The sequence below is a fragment of the Rhodococcus sp. G6(2025) genome (genome assembly GCF_058628105.1).
On sequence record NZ_CP179750.1, the window covers coordinates 5,267,667 to 5,285,646 of the forward strand.

Annotated in this window: 15 protein-coding genes; 3 read left to right on the forward strand and 12 right to left on the reverse strand. The window is 67.9% G+C overall.

Annotation, left to right across the window (positions count from 1 at the left end; genetic code table 11):
* Positions 1-7: 7 nt before the first annotated feature.
* The gene (locus ACLIVD_RS24200; RefSeq protein WP_280782545.1) at positions 8-1,783 is read right to left on the reverse strand and encodes a pyruvate dehydrogenase; all 1,776 of its coding nucleotides are present in this window, start codon (positions 1,781-1,783) and stop codon (positions 8-10) included.
* Between the two features lie 51 nt (positions 1,784-1,834).
* Entirely contained in the window at positions 1,835-2,269 is a 435-nt protein-coding gene (locus ACLIVD_RS24205; RefSeq protein WP_280782546.1) for a nitroreductase family deazaflavin-dependent oxidoreductase, read from the reverse strand.
* A 171-nt stretch (positions 2,270-2,440) separates the two neighbouring features.
* Here ACLIVD_RS24205 and ACLIVD_RS24210 point away from each other — a divergent pair, with 171 nt between their 5' ends.
* Positions 2,441-2,677, forward strand: coding sequence for a hypothetical protein (locus tag ACLIVD_RS24210; protein WP_280782547.1), 237 nt, complete (start codon positions 2,441-2,443; stop codon positions 2,675-2,677).
* Between the two features lie 3 nt (positions 2,678-2,680).
* Here the strand turns inward: ACLIVD_RS24210 and dnaE are convergent, their stop codons facing one another.
* The 5 genes from dnaE to lspA all read right to left on the reverse strand — a co-directional run bounded on the left by dnaE (position 2,681) and on the right by lspA (position 9,428).
* The gene (dnaE, locus tag ACLIVD_RS24215; protein ID WP_283352555.1) at positions 2,681-6,217 is read right to left on the reverse strand and encodes a DNA polymerase III subunit alpha; all 3,537 of its coding nucleotides are present in this window, start codon (positions 6,215-6,217) and stop codon (positions 2,681-2,683) included.
* A 98-nt stretch (positions 6,218-6,315) separates the two neighbouring features.
* Positions 6,316-7,233 (reverse strand): EamA family transporter RarD, encoded by a 918-nt coding sequence (gene rarD, locus ACLIVD_RS24220; RefSeq protein ID WP_491930785.1) that lies wholly within the window; start codon positions 7,231-7,233, stop codon positions 6,316-6,318.
* Positions 7,230-7,907: a hypothetical protein gene (locus ACLIVD_RS24225; RefSeq protein WP_491930786.1), complete on the reverse strand. Its 678-nt coding sequence runs from the start codon at positions 7,905-7,907 to the stop codon at positions 7,230-7,232. The genes rarD and ACLIVD_RS24225 overlap by 4 nt, the downstream gene beginning before the upstream one ends.
* A 1-nt stretch (position 7,908) precedes the next feature.
* Positions 7,909-8,835: an RluA family pseudouridine synthase gene (locus ACLIVD_RS24230; RefSeq protein WP_029537355.1), complete on the reverse strand. Its 927-nt coding sequence runs from the start codon at positions 8,833-8,835 to the stop codon at positions 7,909-7,911.
* Complete coding sequence (gene lspA / locus ACLIVD_RS24235; protein ID WP_280782551.1) at positions 8,832-9,428, reverse strand: signal peptidase II; 597 nt, start codon at positions 9,426-9,428, stop codon at positions 8,832-8,834. The genes ACLIVD_RS24230 and lspA overlap by 4 nt, the downstream gene beginning before the upstream one ends.
* A 51-nt stretch (positions 9,429-9,479) precedes the next feature.
* Here lspA and ACLIVD_RS24240 point away from each other — a divergent pair, with 51 nt between their 5' ends.
* Complete coding sequence (locus ACLIVD_RS24240; protein ID WP_491930787.1) at positions 9,480-10,433, forward strand: hypothetical protein; 954 nt, start codon at positions 9,480-9,482, stop codon at positions 10,431-10,433.
* Positions 10,433-11,185: a sensor domain-containing protein gene (locus ACLIVD_RS24245; protein ID WP_283334271.1), complete on the forward strand. Its 753-nt coding sequence runs from the start codon at positions 10,433-10,435 to the stop codon at positions 11,183-11,185. The genes ACLIVD_RS24240 and ACLIVD_RS24245 overlap by 1 nt, the downstream gene beginning before the upstream one ends.
* 102 nt (positions 11,186-11,287) lie before the next feature.
* Here ACLIVD_RS24245 and ACLIVD_RS24250 read toward each other — a convergent pair whose 3' ends face one another.
* The 5 genes from ACLIVD_RS24250 to wag31 all read right to left on the reverse strand — a co-directional run bounded on the left by ACLIVD_RS24250 (position 11,288) and on the right by wag31 (position 17,889).
* Positions 11,288-11,788, reverse strand: coding sequence for a WKL family lipoprotein (locus tag ACLIVD_RS24250; protein WP_005247603.1), 501 nt, complete (start codon positions 11,786-11,788; stop codon positions 11,288-11,290).
* 152 nt (positions 11,789-11,940) lie between these two features.
* Complete coding sequence (locus ACLIVD_RS24255; RefSeq protein WP_491930788.1) at positions 11,941-13,290, reverse strand: DNA polymerase IV; 1,350 nt, start codon at positions 13,288-13,290, stop codon at positions 11,941-11,943.
* Positions 13,291-13,321: 31 nt separating this feature from the next.
* Positions 13,322-16,456 (reverse strand): isoleucine--tRNA ligase, encoded by a 3,135-nt coding sequence (gene ileS / locus ACLIVD_RS24260; protein WP_280782554.1) that lies wholly within the window; start codon positions 16,454-16,456, stop codon positions 13,322-13,324.
* 286 nt (positions 16,457-16,742) lie between these two features.
* Complete coding sequence (locus tag ACLIVD_RS24265) at positions 16,743-16,994, reverse strand: hypothetical protein (protein ID WP_283334269.1); 252 nt, start codon at positions 16,992-16,994, stop codon at positions 16,743-16,745.
* A 49-nt stretch (positions 16,995-17,043) separates the two neighbouring features.
* Positions 17,044-17,889, reverse strand: a complete 846-nt coding sequence (wag31, locus tag ACLIVD_RS24270) for a DivIVA-like cell division protein Wag31 (protein WP_491930789.1) — start codon at positions 17,887-17,889, stop codon at positions 17,044-17,046.
* Positions 17,890-17,980: the final 91 nt, after the last annotated feature.

A 17,980-nucleotide genomic window follows, 5' to 3' on the forward strand; every position in this document is an offset into this window, starting at 1 on the left:
GTCGGGTTCAGCCGCGCGGATCGAACTGGGACGGTCGCGGAACATTGCGGACGTTCGACTTCGCCATCTTCACGGCCTCGCCGACACCCCCGTTCATCACCATCTTCGACAACGCCAACGCGAAACCGGTGACCTGCCCGCCCGTGATGGTCGGTGGCAGCGACAACGCCAGCGGGTCGGTGACCAGATCGACGAGCGCCGGTCCGTCGTGATCGAACGCCTGCCGCAGGCCCGATTCGATGTCGGCCGGATCCTCGATCCGGCGGGCGAAGATGCCCAGGGCCGACGCCACCGCCGCGTAGTCGACGGGTGCCACGTCCACCCCGAAATCCGGCAGCCCGTCCACCAGCATTTCCAGCTTGACCATTCCCAGAGTGGAATTGTTGAACACCACGATCTTGACCGGGAGCCGGTACATCGCGACCGTCACCAGTTCCCCCAGCAGCATCGACAGCCCGCCGTCGCCCGACACGGACACCACCTGCCTGCCCGGCGCGCACACCTGGGCGCCGATCGCGTGGGGCAGGGCGTTCGCCATCGATCCGTGCAGGGCCGAGGACAGGAACCGCCGCGACCCGTTCGGTGTCAGGTAGCGCGCCGTCCACACGTTCGACATTCCCGTGTCGGTCGTGAAGATCGCGTCGTCGGCGGCGAGGTCGTCGAGGATCGACGCCGCATATTCGGGGTGGATCGGGATACGCTGCTTGGCGGGTTTGGTGTACGCACCGACCACCTTGTTCATCAGCGTCCGGTGCTTGTCGAGCATGTCGTCGAGGAATCGGCGATCGTCCTTCCGCCGGATCAACGGGGCGAGGGCACGCAACGTGCTCGCCACGTCGCCGTGCACGGCCAGATCGACGTTCGTTCTCCGGCCGATTCGTTGTGCAGCCCAGTCGATCTGCGCGGTGCGGACTCCGTCGGGCAGGAACTGGTTGTACGGGAAGTCCGTTCCGACGAGCAGCAGGAGGTCGGCGCCGTGCATCCCGTCGTGCGCCGCCCCGTACCCCAGCAGCCCCGTCATTCCGACGTCGAAGGGGTTGTCGTACTGAATCCATTCCTTGCCGCGGAGCGTGTGGCCGATCGGCGCACCGATCGTGTCGGCCAGGCTCAGCAACTCCTCGCGCGCCTCCCGCACACCCTCGCCGGCGAAGATCGCGACCTTTCCCGCCGCGTTCACGGCGTCGGCGAGCGCCTGCACGTCGGCCTGGTCGGGCACGATCGCCGGTGCGCCGGTCCGCGGCACCGACGGCGCCTTCCCCTCGGCGGGCCGGTCCGCGATGTCGCCGGGCAGCGTGATGACCGCGACACCGGACAGCGCGGTCGCGTGCGCGATGGCGGACGCCGTCACGCGTGGCGCCTGGGCGGGACTTCCGATCAGCTCCGCGTACCGGGAGCACTCGACGAACAGGCGGTCCGGGTGGGTCTCCTGGAAGAAGCCGAGTCCGATCTGCTCGCTCGGGATCTGCGCCGCGATCGCAAGTACCGGCGCCCCCGAGCGGTCCGCGTCGTAGAGGCCGTTGATCAGGTGCAGGTTTCCCGGGCCGCACGAGCCGGCGCACACCGCCAGCTTGCCGGTGACCTGCGCCTCGGCTGCCGCGGCGAACGCGGCGGCCTCCTCGTGACGCACGTGAATCCAGTCGATTCCGCCCTTCGCCGCGCCGCCCGACCGCCGGACCGCGTCGACGACGGGATTGAGGCTGTCGCCCACGATTCCGTAGATCCGCTGGACGCCGGCGTCCTGGAGTTGACGTACCAACTGATCGGCAACGGTTTTCGCTCTCATCGGGCCTCCGGTCGGGGGACGGTCGAACGGCGAAGGACAGCGGGGCGCGGGTCAGGCGGGTTCGAGCACGAACACCGGGATCTCCCGATCGGTATTCTTCTGATACTCGGCGTAGTCCGGGAACGCGGCGACGGCGCGGTCCCACCAGGCGGTCTTCTCCTCGCCCGTCACCTCACGGGCCACCATGTCCTGTGTGGTCGAGCCGTCGCGGAGTTCGACGTGCGGCTCGGCCTTCACGTTGTAGTACCAGACCGGGTTCTTGGGTGCGCCGCCGAGCGAGGCGACGATCGCGTACGTCCCGTCGTGTTCGACACGCATCAACGGCGTCTTGCGGAGCTTGCCGGATTTCGCGCCACGCGTGGTCAGCAGGACGACGGGCCTGCCGCCCAGCGTCGTGCCCTTCGCTCCATCGGTGGATTCCATCAACTCGGCCTGATCTGCTGCCCACTTGGACGTACTGGGCTCATATTCACCTGTGAGTGGCATGCGTCCAGTCAACACCTGATGCGCGAGAACGCGCCACCGATTCCACCGAACGAGCGCACATGCGAAGAACCACATCCGATTGTTCGTTGCGCCGAACTCCGGGTTCCGAGTACCCTGATCCCACGCGGGGGATGTCCGCTCCCCCGACCCGCGCCAGTGAGGTGACCTGCGATGACGACACACGACGCATGGGTGCGCCGCGAGATTCGCCGCAGCAACCCTGCCCGCACCGTCGATCTCGCCGGCACCGCGTGGCCCCTGTACAAGCTGGAAGCGCTGGCTGTCGCGCTGCTGGTCTTCGTCACGATCCTCGTCGTCACCCAGACACTGCAGGCGGCCGTCCTCACCGCCGCCGCGGTGGCCGTCGTCGTGTGGTGGGCGCGGCGCCTCTACCCGCCGCGCCCCTAGCCGTCACACGGACAGGCAGCTCGGTCCGAGCAGCGCCTTGAGATCGCCCATCAACGCCGACGACGGTTCCACCCGGAGCACGTCATCCACCTTCCACAACGTGACCTCGGTGCCGCCGATCACCCGCACGTGCACGTCCGAGGTGCCCGGATGGCGCGTGAGGACCTGACGCAGCGCGCCGAGCTTGTCCTTGGTGCACTGACGCAGCGGCAGACTGACCGCCAGCGGCTTCGCGACCCCCACCGCCGAGAGATCCGGCACCGCAAGATCGTTGGCGATGAGTGAGATCCGGTCGTCACGAATCGACACGCGCGCCTTGACGAGCACGACGGAGTCCTCCGTGACGTCCATCCCGTACACCGAGTAGGCCTGCGGGAAGAACAGCACCTCGATACCACCGGTCAAATCCTCGAGCTGCGCGGACGCCCAGGTGAGACCGTTCTTGTTGATCCTCCGGTTCACCGACGCGAGGATGCCGCCGACGGTGACCTGGGTGCCGTCCTTGATGTCGCCTTCGAGGATGGTCGGGATCGCGGTGTCGGACTGCGCCGACAGCACGTGTTCGACGCCGTTGAGCGGGTGCCCGGACACGTACAGTCCCAGCATTTCCCGTTCCAGCGCCAACCGGTGCTTCGAGTCCCACTCTTCCTCGGGGATCTTCACGTTGAAGACCGAGGAGATCGACTCGTCGGCGTCGTCGCCGCCGAAGAGGTCGAACTGTCCGATCGCCTCCGCCTTCTTGGTGCCCATCACCGCGTCGATGGCGTCGGCGTGGACGAGCATGAGTCCCTTGCGCGGATGGCCCAGCGAGTCGAACCCGCCTGCCTTGATCAGCGATTCGGTGACCTTCTTGGAGCAGGCGGCGGCGTCGATCTTGTTGAGGTAGTCCGAGAAGTCGACGAACTTGGACTTCTCCTTGCGCGCCTTGATGATCGAGCCCACGACGTTGGCGCCGACGTTGCGGACGGCGCCCATTCCGAACCGGATGTCCTCACCGACGGAGGCGAAGTTGACCTCCGATTCGTTGACGTCCGGCGGCAGCACGGTGATACCCATCTTGCGGCAGTCCGCGAGGTAGATGGCGGCCTTGTCCTTGTCGTCACCGACCGAGGTGAGCAGACCGGCCATGTACTCGGCCGGATAGTTGGCCTTGAGATACCCGGTCCAGAACGACACCAGGCCGTACCCGGCCGCGTGCGACTTGTTGAACGCGTACCCGGCGAACGGGAGGATGGTGTCCCACAGTGCCTTGATGGCGGGCTCGGAGAATTCGTTGGCGAGCATGCCCTCCCGGAAGCCGGCGTACGCCTCCTCCAGCACCGAGAGCTTCTTCTTACCCATGGCTCGGCGGAGAATGTCGGCCTGTCCGAGCGAGTACCCGGCCACCTTCTGAGCGATCTGCATGATCTGCTCCTGGTAGACGATCAGGCCGTACGTGTCGGCCAGGATCTCCTTCAGGGGCTCCTCGAGTTCCGGGTGGATGGGTTTGACCTCTTGCCGCCCGTTCTTACGGTCGGCGTAGTCGTTGTGCGCGTTCATGCCCATCGGACCGGGCCGGTACAGCGCGAGCACCGCGACGATGTCCTCGAAACCGGTGGGCTGCATACGGCGCAGCAGGTCGCGCATCGCGCTGCCGTCGAGCTGGAACACGCCGAGAGTGTCTCCGCGCGAAAGCAGTTCGTACGTGGCTTGATCGTCGAGCGCGAGGGTGTCGAGATCGAGGTCGATCCCCCGGTTGGCCTTGATGTTGTCGATGGCGTCACCGATGACGGTGAGGTTCCGCAGTCCGAGGAAGTCCATCTTCAGCAGGCCGATGGCCTCGCACGACGGGTAGTCCCAGCCGGTGATGATGGCGCCGTCCTGGGCGCGCTTCCACACGGGAATCGCGTCCATCAGCGGTTCGGACGACATGATCACCGCGCAGGCGTGGACGCCGGCGTTACGGATCAGGCCCTCGAGTCCCTTGGCCGTCTGGTAGATCTTCGCGACGTCCGGGTTGGAGTCGATGAGGGCGCGAACCTCCACCGCTTCCTTGTAGCGCTCGTGGTTCGGGTCGGTGATGCCGGACACCGAGATGTCCTTGGCCATGATCGGCGGCGGCAGCGCCTTCGTGATCTGGTCGGCGATCGCGAAACCGGGCTGACCGAACTGGACTCGGGCGGAGTCCTTGATGGCCGCCTTCGTCTTGATGGTGCCGAACGTGATGACCTGGGCGACGCGGTCGCTGCCCCACTTGTCCGTCGCGTAGCGCACCATCTCGCCGCGACGGCGATCGTCGAAGTCGATGTCGATATCGGGCATGGAGACGCGCTCGGGGTTCAGGAACCGCTCGAAGAGCAGGCCGTGCGGGATGGGGTCGATGTTGGTGATGCCCATCGCGTAGGCGACGAGCGACCCGGCCGCCGAGCCTCGGCCGGGGCCGACGCGGATGCCGACCTCCCGGGCGTGGTTGATGAGGTCACCGACGACGAGGAAGTAGGCGGGGAAACCCATTTCGAGGATGACGCCGATCTCGTAGTCGGCGCGGGCGAGGTACTCCTCGGGGGGTCCGTCGGGGAACCGGCGATCCAGTCCGCGCATGACCTCCTTGCGCAACCAGGTGCCCTGCGTCTCACCCTCGGGGACCGGGAAGATCGGCATCCGGTCGTGGTGCGCCCAGACGTCGTCGTACGACTGGACCCGCTCGGCGATCAGCAGTGTGTTGTCGCACGCGCCGGGCACCTGGTCGTCCCACAGCGCCCGCATCTCCGCGGCCGGCTTCAGGTAGTAGCCGTCGCCGTCGAATTTGAACCGGGTGGGGTCGGACAGCGTCTTACCGGTCTGGATGCAGAGAAGCGCCTCGTGGTTCTCCGCGGCTTCCTTGGTGACGTAGTGGCAGTCGTTGGTGGCGAGCGGCGGAATCTCGAGCTTCTTGCTGATCTCGAGCAGGCCCTCGCGCACCCGTCGCTCGATCGAGAGCCCGTGGTCCATCAGCTCGAGGAAGAAGTTGTCCTTGCCCCAGATCTCCTGCCACTTGGCGGCGGCCTCGAGCGCCTCGCGGTCGTGGCCGAGTCGCAGCCGGGTCTGGATCTCACCGGACGGGCAGCCCGTGGTCGCGATGATGCCCTCGTGGTGGGTGGCGATGAGCTCTTCGTCCATCCGCGCCCACTTGCCGAGCTGGCCCTCGATCGACGCGAGCGAGGACAGCTTGAACAGGTTCCGCAGACCGGTCGCGTTCTCCGCGACCATCGTCATGTGGGTGTACGCACCGCTACCGGAGACGTCGTCGGACTTCTGGCTGCGGTCGCCCCACAGCACGCGCTTGGTGTTGAAGCGGGACTCGGGCGCGATGTACGCCTCGATGCCGATGATCGGCTTGATGCCCTGCTTCTTCGCGACGTTGTAGAACTCGCTGGCGCCGTACATGTTGCCGTGGTCGGTCATGCCGACCGCCGACATCCCCAGTCGCTCGGCCTCTTCGAACAGGGGGCCGACCTTGGCCGCACCGTCGAGCATCGAGTACTCGGTGTGATTGTGCAGATGTACGAACGAGTCAGCCACGTGCGCCTCTCTGAAGGTCTGGGAGCCTCACGAGTGTAGGCCCTCGGACCGACAGCACCGGTCGCCGACGGCGGGTGTCGGAGAAGTCGTGACGCGAGTTACTGGACGGGCGCCTGGGACGGTTCGGTATTTCGCCGCTCGCGCCGGACCCGTACCAGCGCATCGGTACTGAAGATCGCGAGTGCCACCCAGATCAGCGCGAAACCGATCCACCGCGACGCGGGCATGTCCTCGTGAAGAACGGCGACACCCCACGCCATCTGCAGCGCCGGTGTCAGGTACTGCAGCATGCCGAGTGTGCGCAACGGCACCCGTTGCGCGGCCGCGCCGAACAGCAACAGCGGCAGCGCGGTCACCGGTCCCGCGGCCAGCAGCAGCAGGGTGTGACCGATCCCGAACCCGAGGAACGTGCCGGCCCCGGTGAGGGCGAGGAACACGAGGTAGCCGATCGCGACGGGCGCGGCCACGATTCCCTCGGCGGTCAGGCTCGTCCGCGGGTCGAGCGGCACCACCTTCTTGCACAGCCCGTACAGGGCGAACGACGCGGCCAGGGTCAGCGCGATGTACGGCGGATGCCCGTAGTCGACGGTGATCACGATCACCGCGGTTGCGGCGAGCGCGAGGGCGACGATCTGGGCGGGGACGAGCCGCTCACGGAAGATCACGACCCCGAGCAGCACGCTCACCAACGGGTTGATGAAGTAGCCGAGCGCGGTCTCGACCACCCGGTCCGAGGTGACCCCGTAGATATAGGTGCCCCAGTTCACCGCGATGGCCGTCGACGCGGCCGAGACCAGCAGCCAGGTGCGCACACTCAGCCCGCGCAGCGACCGGAGCCGGCCCGAGACCGCGAGGACGACGAACATGAGCGCGAGCGTCCACACCACCCGGTGCGCGAGGATCTCCACCGACCCGGCCGGACCGAGCAATCCGAAGAACGCCGGGAACGCGCCCCACAGCACGTAGGCGCCGACTCCGCAGGCGGCGCCCACGGTTTCCGCCTTCCTCGCCTTCACGAACCGCTCCCCGGGACGATGCCGTCGTCGGGGCCGGGCGCGACGATCTCGACCTGCTCCGGCAGCAGCGGGCGCACGGCGAACCGCCCGGCGACGGCTTCGGCTCCGAGTGCCTCGACCGCCCGGACGTCCGGGGCGGACCGCAGCGCGGTGAGGGCTTCGTGATCACCGCGGACGACGACACCGATCACGCACGCGCAGTTCCGGGCGAGTTCCTCCGACGACACCGCCGCGATCTGCGCCTGCCGCTCCGTTTCGCCCGTCATCGCCTGGGCGCGTCCGGCGGCCAGGACGCTCGCCCGTGCGAGCGCCGCATCGCCTGCCCCGACGGACACGGGAACGAGGGGTGTCTGCACCCGGTCCAGGGGCACACGGAAGAGAACCTGCGACACCCGAGTGCCGGAGGCGGCGTCCCGGACGACCTCCGTCGTCACCGGACGCGTGAACGACACCAGCGCCCAGTGCTCTCGGCGCCCGTCCGCCGCGTCGAGTGATCGGTCCGCCCGGGCCAGGTAATCGGCCACCACTTCCCCGTTGTCCGGGCCCAACGTGTCCGTCGACACGGGTGCCCGGCGGACAGGGTGCAGTGCTCCGAGCACGACCGTCACCGCGATCAGGACGACGGCGGTGAGCACTGCCGGCACCGCCGGACCGCTCGGGTGCGGGTGCCTCAAATCAGCTCGCCCGCAGAACCCCGAGAGCGTCCTCGAGATCCTTCGGATACTTGGACGTGATCTCGACCCACCGCCCGTCCGCGGGATGCGCGAAACCGAGCGACCGGGCGTGCAGCCACTGCCGCTCCAGCCCGAGACGTTCCGCCAGCCGCGGATCGGCCCCGTACGTGAGGTCGCCGCAGCACGGGTGCCGCAGTGCGGCGAAGTGGACGCGGATCTGATGGGTCCGGCCCGTTTCGAGGTGGATGTCCAGCAGGCTCGCCGCCTGGAACGCCTCGACCGTGTCGTAGTGCGTGATGCTGGGCTTGCCGTCCGCGGTGACGGCGAACTTCCAGTCGTTGCTGCGGTGCCTGCCGATCGGCGCGTCGATGGTTCCGCTGCTCGGATCCGGGTGACCCTGCACCAGCGCGTGGTACCGCTTGTCGATTGTCCGCTGCTTGAATGCGCGCTTGAGGAGTGTGTAGGCGCGTTCCGACGTGGCCACCACCATCACTCCGGACGTGCCGACGTCCAGCCGATGCACGATGCCCTGGCGCTCGTGCGCACCGGACGTCGAGATCCGGAAGCCTGCGGCGGCGAGTCCGCCGATCACCGTCGGACCCGTCCAGCCCACACTGGCGTGGGCGGCGACACCGACCGGTTTGTCGACGGCGACCACGTCGTCGTCGGCGTACAGGATTTCCATGCCCTCGACGGGTTCCGCCTCGATGGTCAGCGGACGCGGCGGTTCGGGCAGTTCCACCTCGAGCCAGGCGCCTGCGGACAGGCGATCCGACTTGCCGACGGGCGCGCCGTCGACGAGCACCGAGCCTTCCTCGGTGAGCTGAGCCACCGCGGTGCGCGACAACCCGAGTAGTCGAGCGAGTCCGGCGTCGACCCTCATCGCTTCGAGCCCGTCCGGGACCGGCATCGACCGTGTTTCCCTCACTTCTCTACCCCCTTACGTGTTCCGTCCGGTTCCAGCCCGATCAGGGTGAGCACGACGAGCAGGATCGCACCGCACACGATGCCGGAATCCGCCACGTTGAACACCGGCCACCAGCCGACGGACACGAAATCGACGACGTGCCCCTGCATCACTCCCGGCGCCCGGAAGAACCGGTCGACGAGGTTGCCGAGGGCGCCGCCGAGTACCAGCCCCAGACCGAGCGCCCACCACGGCGACCGCAGCGTGCGGCCGATGCGGACGACGCCGATCACCACACCCACGGCGACGAGCGTGAGCAGCCACGTCATGCCGGTGGCCATCGAGAACGCCGCGCCCGGGTTGCGCACGAGCCGCAGCGAGACGATGTCCCCGATCAGCCAGACCGGCCGGCCGGGCTCGATGTTGGCGACGGCGAGGATCTTCGTCAGCAGGTCCGTGGCCAGGACGACACCTGCGATCACGAAGAGCAGCAGCCTGCGCTGATGCTTCACCGGCTGCGGCGGTGCGCTGCCGGACGGGTCACCGTCGTTTCGGTCTTCGGCGTCGGTCTCGTTCTCTGCCGTGGGGTCTTGACTCACCCGTTCATCATCCACTACGGAGGCAAGCCTCCGTTCACGCGCTCCCGCGCGCACTAACCTGGGGGCGTGCCACTGTTCTCGAAAGCTCTGCGACCCGGATTCTGCCTACTCGCCGCAACCCTCTCCCTGGTCGCTCTGACCGCCGGGTGCGGAGATGACGGCGACTCCTCGGAGTCGAACCCCGCAGGGTCCACGTCCACGCCCGCCGAAGTGACCGTCCCGATCTCCGCGACCACCGTCGAACTGATCCAGCCCGGCGAGGAGCCGCGCGAGGTGATCCAGCGCAGACCGCCGGTGGGGGTCACGCAGCAGGTGCAGTTGATCACCGACGCACAGGTGTTCCAGCAGATCGACGACCAGCCCGCCCAGGACTTCTCCTCACCCGAGATCACACTCCCCCTCACCGCCGTCGTCGGGCAGTCGACCGACGACACCGACGGCGGCACCACGGTCGACCTCACGCTCGGTGACGTCACCAGCCCCGACGACCGGCTCGGCAGCGCGCTCGAGGCCAGTGCCGGTTCGGGCGCCGGATTCACCGTCGACCCCACCGGTGCGATCACCGCACTGCGACTGCGTCCGGACGCCGAAGCTCAGGACATCGCCCGTTCCGCGATCGAGCAGGCGTTCTACCAGGCCGTGTACCGCACCGTCCCGTTTCCGGCGGAGCCGGTCGGTGTAGGCGCCCAGTGGACGATCCACCAGCAGGTGATGAGCGGCATCGCCCTCGACCAGACCACGGTGGCCACCCTGACCGCCCGGGACGGCAACCGCCTCACCGTCGACTACACGATCGACCAGAAACCGAAGTCCCCCGTCTGGGAGCTGCCCGGGGAGGCGGGCACGCTGAACGTCGACCAGTACGTGATGCAGGGCTCGGGCACCATGACCGTCGACCTCGGCCTTCCGCTGCCCGTCACCGGGACGGTGACCGTGCGCGGTGACCAGGAGTACAGCGACCCGGACGGCTCCACCCGCCTGCACCAGACCACGTCGAACTCGGTCCGGTGGGGTTCCTGATGCGCCGCGGAACCGTCGCCGCATCCTGTTCCCTCTTCGCGGTGCTCGCACTGTCGGCGTGCTCGTCGAGCGCGTCCGGCGACTCCGGTGCCGGCGCCTCACTCGCGCCGCTCGGACCGGTGGTGACCGCAGCGCCGGATGCGGCGGGCACACCGTTCACCGATCGGGGCGCGCTGAAGGCGGCTCTCCTCGACGTCGGGGACCTTCCCGTCGGCTTCACCCCCGTGCCCGATCCCGAGGACGATCTGGGGCTGCCTCCGGCGTCGGGGTCGGCGGACTCCGACAAGTCGAGCACGGATCCCGCGGAATGCGGCGCCGTGCTGTCGCCCGTCGCGGATCAGCGTGCGGGCGCGGTGGCGTCGGCGTCCGGCTGGTTCACCGGCCCCGGCTTCGCGACCATCGACCAGGACGCGGCCAGTTACGGCACCGGCGCCGACGCCTCCGCGGCGTTCGCGGCGGTGCAGGACCGGCTGGTGGGATGCACCGAGTACACCGGCACGGACGCCGACGGCGTGCAGGTGCAGTACCGGGTCGGCGGCCGCGAGCAGCAGCCCGCGGGCGACGCATCGGTGGCGTTCCGGCTCGTCACCACCAGCGAGGGCGTCAGTCTGGTCTCGGACGTGGTGGTGGTCGTCGTCGGGAGCACCGTCACTCAATTGGTCGCGACGGGCCAGGACCCGATCGACGCCGGCGTCCTCGGCGACCTGACGGCCACCGCCGTCGCGAAGCTCGCACCCGCCCCCGCCGGCTGAACCGACCAGGCCACGAACCATCGATGCCGGTGTCCCCGAGGGGACACCGGCATCGATGGTAGAACGCGGCGATCCGTCAGGACCGCGTCATTCGGCCTGGAATCAGGCAGGGCATGCAGGCGAGGTCAGCTGCGCGAGCGACACGATCTGGCATGCGGTGATCTTCGACAGCTTCCACGTTCCGTTCTCGCCGGGAACGAAGATGGCCGGGACGCCACCCTGCTGGACCTGGCCGTTGACGGTCAGCTGCAGCTGGCCGCTGGCGGTGCCGTCACCGTTGTCGATGACCGGGTCGAGAACGGTGACCTCAGCGTTGTTGGCCTTGGCTGCGGCGGCGACCTGGTTGATGAGCTCCGGATCCTGCTCCGAGCCCTCGACCATCGCGGACTTGACCTCGAGCGGCGTGGCCGGATCGAGGCCCTGCACCAGAAGCGCGTTGAGATCGGCCGCGGTGGGCACCTCGATGGCTTCCGAGGTCTCGGCAGCTGCGGAAGTCGTCGTCGTGGTCTTGGTCGCCGTGTCGCTCTCGTCGGAGCCACACGCGGACATCGTGAGGGCTGCGGCGATTGCTACTCCGGCAACCGTGATCTTACGAAGCTTCAACTCAATAACCTCTTCATTCTCGGTGTTCGTTCTCGGACGATCTGAGCATCTATCGCTACCCGGGCCAACATTACCCAAGGGTAAGCATCAGCGCCCGAGGCTACCTTCTCGTGGAGCCGGTCTCCACTCCTTCGTCCGGGCGGTGGGTCCGGTCACTCGAGCGAGCCTTCCACATCGGCCTGTTCGAGTTGTGCGTCGTCCTCCTTGAAGGTCCGCGCCTTCCCCGGACCCGTTGTGCGCGTTTCGAATCGGACGGTCACGACACCGTGACCCGCCCCCTGCACCCAGCCGTGACCGAAGTCCGGGTGCGTCACGTCGAGACCGGGATGCCACCGGGTGTCGATCGCCCGGGCGGGTGCGGGTGTGGGCGCGGAGAGGCCGTCGTCGGCGCCCGCCTCCGTGATCTTCGACTCCTGATAACCCGGGACGTCCAGGTCCAGTTCGGGGAACAGCGAGCCCTGGCGGACCGTCGACAGTCCGGCGAATCCCACCCCGACCAGACGCACCGGCCCGAGTTCGAGCGGATCGATCACCTGCCGCTGCGCCGCCGCGACGAGGATCTGACGGTCGAGGGTCGCGTAGGGCAGCGTGACCGAGCGCGTCACGATGCTCATGTCCGCCTTCTTCAGCTTCAGCACCACCGTCCGCGCGGCCCGGCCGTCCTTCTGCAGGCGCCCGAACGCGGACGCAGCGCTCGACTCGACGGCACCGCGCAACTCCGCCATCGTGACGATGTCGGTGGCGAAAGTCGTCTCCGCACTGACCTGTTTGGACTCGGCGCGTTCGGCGACCGGCCGATTGTCGATGCCCTGCGCCAACCGGTGCAGGCCCGGTCCGACCGTGGTGCCCAGAATGGACGCCACCTCCGATTCCGGGGTCCGCGCGAAGCCGCCGATGGTCTCGATGCCGAGCCGCTTCAGCTTCTCCTCCGCGACCGGGCCGATTCCCCACAGCTTCCGCACCGGAAGCTCGTCCAGCACCGCATGCTGCTCGTCCGGCGGGATCACCGTGATCCCGTCGGGTTTGGCCAGACCGGACGCGATCTTGGCCACCTGCTTGCCCGACCCGGCGCCGATGGACGCGACCAGTCCCGTCTCCTCGAGCACCAGGGCGCGCAGTCCCTCGCAATAGCGTTGCACCGTGCCCGCATCCGCCCCGGCCAGCTCGATGGGTTCGCCGAACGCCTCGTCCATCGACAGTTGCTCGAGCACCGGCATCGGGCCGCGGAGCGCGTCGAACACGGACTTGCTCAACATGCCGTAAAGGCGACCCCGCGGCGGCAGCACCACCGCACCCGGACCCACCAGCCGGCGGGCCTGATGCATCGGCATGGCCGAACGCGCGCCGAACACCCGCGCCTCGTAGCTGGCGCCGGCAACGACGCCGCGCCCGCCGAGACCACCGACGAGAACCGGGCGGCCGCGGAGCGTCGGCCGGGTGAGCTGCTCGACCGACGCGAAGAACGCGTCCATGTCGAGGTGCAGCACCCACCGACGACTCACCTGATGCAAAATACCCGCCCGGTCCGACAGGTCACGCCTTCGCGATCGCCGCCCGCACACCCTCACCGAGCTCGACGGCGTCGCCCGGCGCCTCGGCCAGTTCCAGTTCGACGGCAAGGATCTCACCCGCGATCAGCTCGCGGTGCGCGAGCGCCCAGTCCCGCCGCTCTTCGGGCACGTCGAGGACGACGGTGATCCGATCGGACACCTCGAGCCCGGCGGCGCGCCGCGCGTCCTGCAACTCGCGGATCCGGTCCTTCGCCCACCCCTCGGCTTCCAGTTCCTCGGTGACCGCCGAGTCCAGGACGACCAGACCGGCCCCGTCGGGCAGGGCTGCCGTCGACTCCGGTTCGGCGGCCACGAGCCGCTGCGTGTACTCCTCCGGCAGCAACTCGATCCCCGCCGCGACGACGACGCCGTCCGAATTCTCCGACCAGTCACCGGCCTTCACGGCCTTGATGACGGTCTGCACGTCCTTGCCCAGGCGCGGTCCCGCGGCGCGCGCGTTGACGACGAGCTCGAACCGGCCGTGCACGTCCACGTCGGTGGTGAGGTCGACCTTCTTGACGTTGACCTCGTCGGCGATGAGACCCAGGTACGGGCGCAGGCGCTCCGCGTCGTCGGACGCGACCGTCACCTCGGGCAGCGGCAGCCGCACCCGGAGGTTCTGCGCCTTGCGCAGTCCCAGCACCGTCGAGCACACCGACCGCACCTCGTCCATCGCCGACACCAACTCCGCATCCGCCGGCAGCTGACCGTGGGCCGGCCAGTCCGCGAGATGCACGGACCGTCCGCCGGTCAGTCCTCGCCAGATGACCTCGCTGATCAGGGGCAGCAACGGAGCGGCGAGCCGGGTGACCACCTCGAGCACCGTGTGCAGGGTGTCGACGGCGTCCTTGTCCTCGTCCCAGAAGCGCGAACGCGACCGCCGCACATACCAGTTCGTCAGCGCGTCGCAGAACGTGCGCAGTTCGTCACACGCCCCGGCGATGTCGTTCGTCTCGAGCGCGCCGGTGATGGCGTCCCGGGTTCCGGCCAGCTTCGCGAGGATGTACCGGTCCAGGACGTTCGTCGAATCCGTGCGCCACTCACCGGACGTCGGCGCGTACAGCTGCAGGAAGCTCCACGCGTTCCACAGCGGCAGCAGCGCCTGCCGGACACCCTCGCGGATGCCCTGTTCGGTGACGACGAGGTTTCCGCCGCGCAGGATCGGCGAGGACATGAGGAACCAGCGCATGGCGTCCGAGCCGTCCCGCTCGAACACCTCCTTCACGTCCGGGTAGTTGCCCTTGGACTTGCTCATCTTCAGTCCGTCTTCACCCAGGACGATGCCGTGAGCCGCAACGGTCTTGAAGGCGGGACGATCGAACAGCGCCGTCGCCAGCACGTGCAGCGTGTAGAACCAGCCGCGGGTCTGCCCGTTGTACTCGACGATGAAATCGCCCGGGAAGTGGCCGTCGAACCACTCACGGTTCTCGAACGGGTAGTGCACCTGCGCGTACGGCATCGAGCCGGACTCGAACCAGCAGTCGAGGACCTCGGGGACACGCCGCATCATCGACTTCCCGGTCGGGTCGTCCGGGTTCGGGCGCACCAGGTCGTCGATCATCGGCCGATGCAGATCCGTCGGCCGCACCCCGAAGTCGCGCTCGAGTTCGTCAAGCGAGCCGTACACGTCCGTGCGCGGGTACGCCGGGTCGTCGGACACCCACACCGGAATCGGGCTGCCCCAGTACCGGTTGCGGCTGATGTTCCAGTCGCGGGCGCCCTCGAGCCACTTGCCGAACTGTCCGTCGCGGATGTGCTCGGGCACCCACGTGATGTCCTGGTTCAGCTCGACCATGCGGTCGCGGAACTTGGTGACCGCGACGAACCACGACGGGACCGCCATGTAGATCAGCGGCTGCCCGCTGCGCCAGCTGTGCGGGTACGAGTGCTCGATCGTCTCGTGCCGCAGCAACTTTCCAGCAGCCTTGAGGTCCTTGATGATCACCGGGTTCGCGTCGAACACCTGGAGACCCTCGTACGGCGGCACCATCGCCGTGAACTTGCCGCCCGGGTCGAGCGGCTGCACGATCTCGATCCCGTTCGCCGTGCAGTACTCCATGTCCTCTTCACCGAAAGCCGGTGCGAGGTGGACGATTCCGGTACCGGACTCGGTGGTGACGTAGTCGGCGGAGATGACGCGGTGCGCGTTCTCGTGACCGACGAAGAAGTCGAACGGCGGGTCGTAGTGGAGCCCGACGAGGTCCGCACCCTTGTGCTCGGACAGCACCTCGGGTGCCTCGCCGAGTTCGCGGGCATAGTGCCCCAGCCGATCCTTGGCGAGCACGTAGCGTTTGCCGTCCGCGCCCGTCACCTGGACGTAGTCGATGTCCGGGTGCACCGCGACCGCGAGGTTGGACGGCAGCGTCCACGGCGTGGTGGTCCAGATGATCGCGTTGGCTCCGTCGAGCGGGCCCTCGCCGTGCAGCGGCATGTCGACCGTGACGGCGGGATCCTGGCGCATCTTGTACGCGTCGTCGAGCCGGGTCTCCTGGTTCGACAGCGGCGTCTGCTCGTACCAGCTGTACGGCAGCACACGGAAGCCCTGGTAGATCAGGCCCTTGTCGAACAGTTCCTTGAACGCCCACATGACCGACTCCATGAAGTCGAGGTCCAGGGTCTTGTAGTCGTTGTCGAAGTCGACCCACCGGGCCTGCCGGGTGACGTAGTCGCGCCACTCGTCCGTGTATCGCAGCACGGAGGACTTGCAGTACTCGTTGAACTTCTCGAGACCCATGACGTCGATCTCGGACTTGTCCTTGATGCCGAGCTGCTTCTCCGCCTCGAGTTCGGCGGGCAGTCCGTGGCAGTCCCAGCCGAATCGGCGCTCGACCTTGTTGCCGCGCATGGTCTGGAACCGCGGGATCAGATCCTTGACGTACCCCGTCAGGAGGTGGCCGTAGTGTGGGAGACCGTTCGCGAACGGCGGACCGTCGTAGAACACGAATTCGGGGGCGTCGTCACGCTGGGCGACCGACGCCCGGAAGGTGTCGTCCTCGTCCCAGCCGGCCAGCACACGCTGCTCGATCTGGGGAAACCGGACACCCGCGTCCTGGGAGACGCCGTAGTCGACCTTGGGGTAGGACTCGTTGCTGCTGGTCACGTTGCTGGTGTCGGTCACCGCGATCTCCTCGTGCCTGACGTACTCGGCACGGGGACGACGGAGACGCCTCCTGCGTCACCACCGCGGTACCACCCCGCTTGCACCCCGGAGGGCGCCTCTCGGTGCCGGGCTGTGACGGGCCCACCCGTTCGGTTCTACTGAGCCGGCGTGCCGGCCGTTCTTCCGAAGGCTCCCCGGTGATGGCCGGATCGTCGCCGCGAAACTCGGTTACTGAATTATTCGCTGAATGCAGTCTAGCCGCCACCGCCGCGGGGCGGCTCAATCGGCACCGGGATACGGCAGCTCAGTCGCCCTCGTCGGATCCGGGCGCCGTGTCCGCGTCCCGTGTGGGACCGCGGTCACCGGGGACACCGCTCGTGGGTTGCCCCGGAACGGCCGCCGCCTTCTTGCCTGCAAGGGCGCTGACGAGCAGCAGGACCGCTCCGGCGACGCACACCACGATGCATCCCCAGGCCCACACGACCGAACCGGTCATGAGAGCCACCACTAGGAGAGCGAACCCCACCGCTGCAAGAGCGAGTGTCACGACCAGCACGGCTCAACCTCTATCCGGGCCGCTGGCTGGGCAACTACCGCGCGCTCAGTCAGCTATTGCCCTTGGCGTAGGACTGGCTGTAGTTGGACTGCGATCCACCCTGCGCGAACGAATCCTGACCGCCGTCCACCGGAACTGCGGATCCCCGCTGCTCCAGTTCCTCGAGCTGCGACTCCAGGTACGACTTCAGGCGCACACGGTATTCGCGCTCGAACGTCTTGAGCTGCTCGATACGACCCTCGAGCACGGAACGCTGCTGGTTGATCGTCGCCATGATCTCGGTGTGCTTCTTCTCCGCGTCCGCCTGCAGCGCATCGGCCTTCTCCTTGGCCTGGCGCAGCTGGGTCTCGGACCGGGTCTGAGCGTCGGCGATCAGTGCTTCCGACTTCTGGCGGGCGTCCGCGATCATCGTCTCGGAACGGGTCCGTGCGTCGCTGACCAGCTGCTCCGAGTTGGTGCGCGCGTTGCCGAGCAGCTGCTCGGACTCCGTCTTCGCGTCACTCGTGAGGCGGTCCGCCATCTCCTGGGCGAGACCCAGAACCTTGGCGGCCTGCATGTGAGCGTCGGCGCCCTGGGCGGGAGCGGCCGCGGCTGCAGCGGCGGGAGCCGGTGCCGGCGCGGGAGCCTTGGGCTGCTCGACCACGCGAGCCGGCTCCGCCTTGGGGGCGGGAGTCGGTGCTGCGGACCCGGAGCGTGGAGCCTTCTTCGCATCGGCGAGCTCCTTGTCGAGCTCCCCTACTCGCTGCCGAAGGTCGGCGTTCTCCTCGATCAGGCGCGACAACTCTTGCTCGACGAGGTCGAGAAACGCATCGACTTCGTCTTCGTTGTAGCCCCGCTTACCGATCGGTGGCTTGCTGAACGCGACATTGTGCACATCAGCGGGAGTCAGCGGCATGGAAGGATCCCTTCACGCGTCATTTGGCGGTCTAGCAAGCATTCAGTTACAGCGCAGTCTACGTAACGGTGAAACAAGACTGGATCAATGG

Excerpts from the sequence above, each read along its gene's own strand:
- ACLIVD_RS24200 (WP_280782545.1), bottom strand. The coding sequence starts at position 1,783 with ATGAGAGCGAAAACCGTTGCCGATCAGTTGGTACGTCAACTCCAGGAC.
- ACLIVD_RS24205 (WP_280782546.1), bottom strand. The coding sequence starts at position 2,269 with ATGCCACTCACAGGTGAATATGAGCCCAGTACGTCCAAGTGGGCAGCA.
- ACLIVD_RS24210 (WP_280782547.1), top strand. The coding sequence starts at position 2,441 with ATGACGACACACGACGCATGGGTGCGCCGCGAGATTCGCCGCAGCAAC.
- ACLIVD_RS24245 (WP_283334271.1), top strand. The coding sequence starts at position 10,433 with ATGCGCCGCGGAACCGTCGCCGCATCCTGTTCCCTCTTCGCGGTGCTC.
- wag31 (WP_491930789.1), bottom strand. The coding sequence starts at position 17,889 with ATGCCGCTGACTCCCGCTGATGTGCACAATGTCGCGTTCAGCAAGCCA.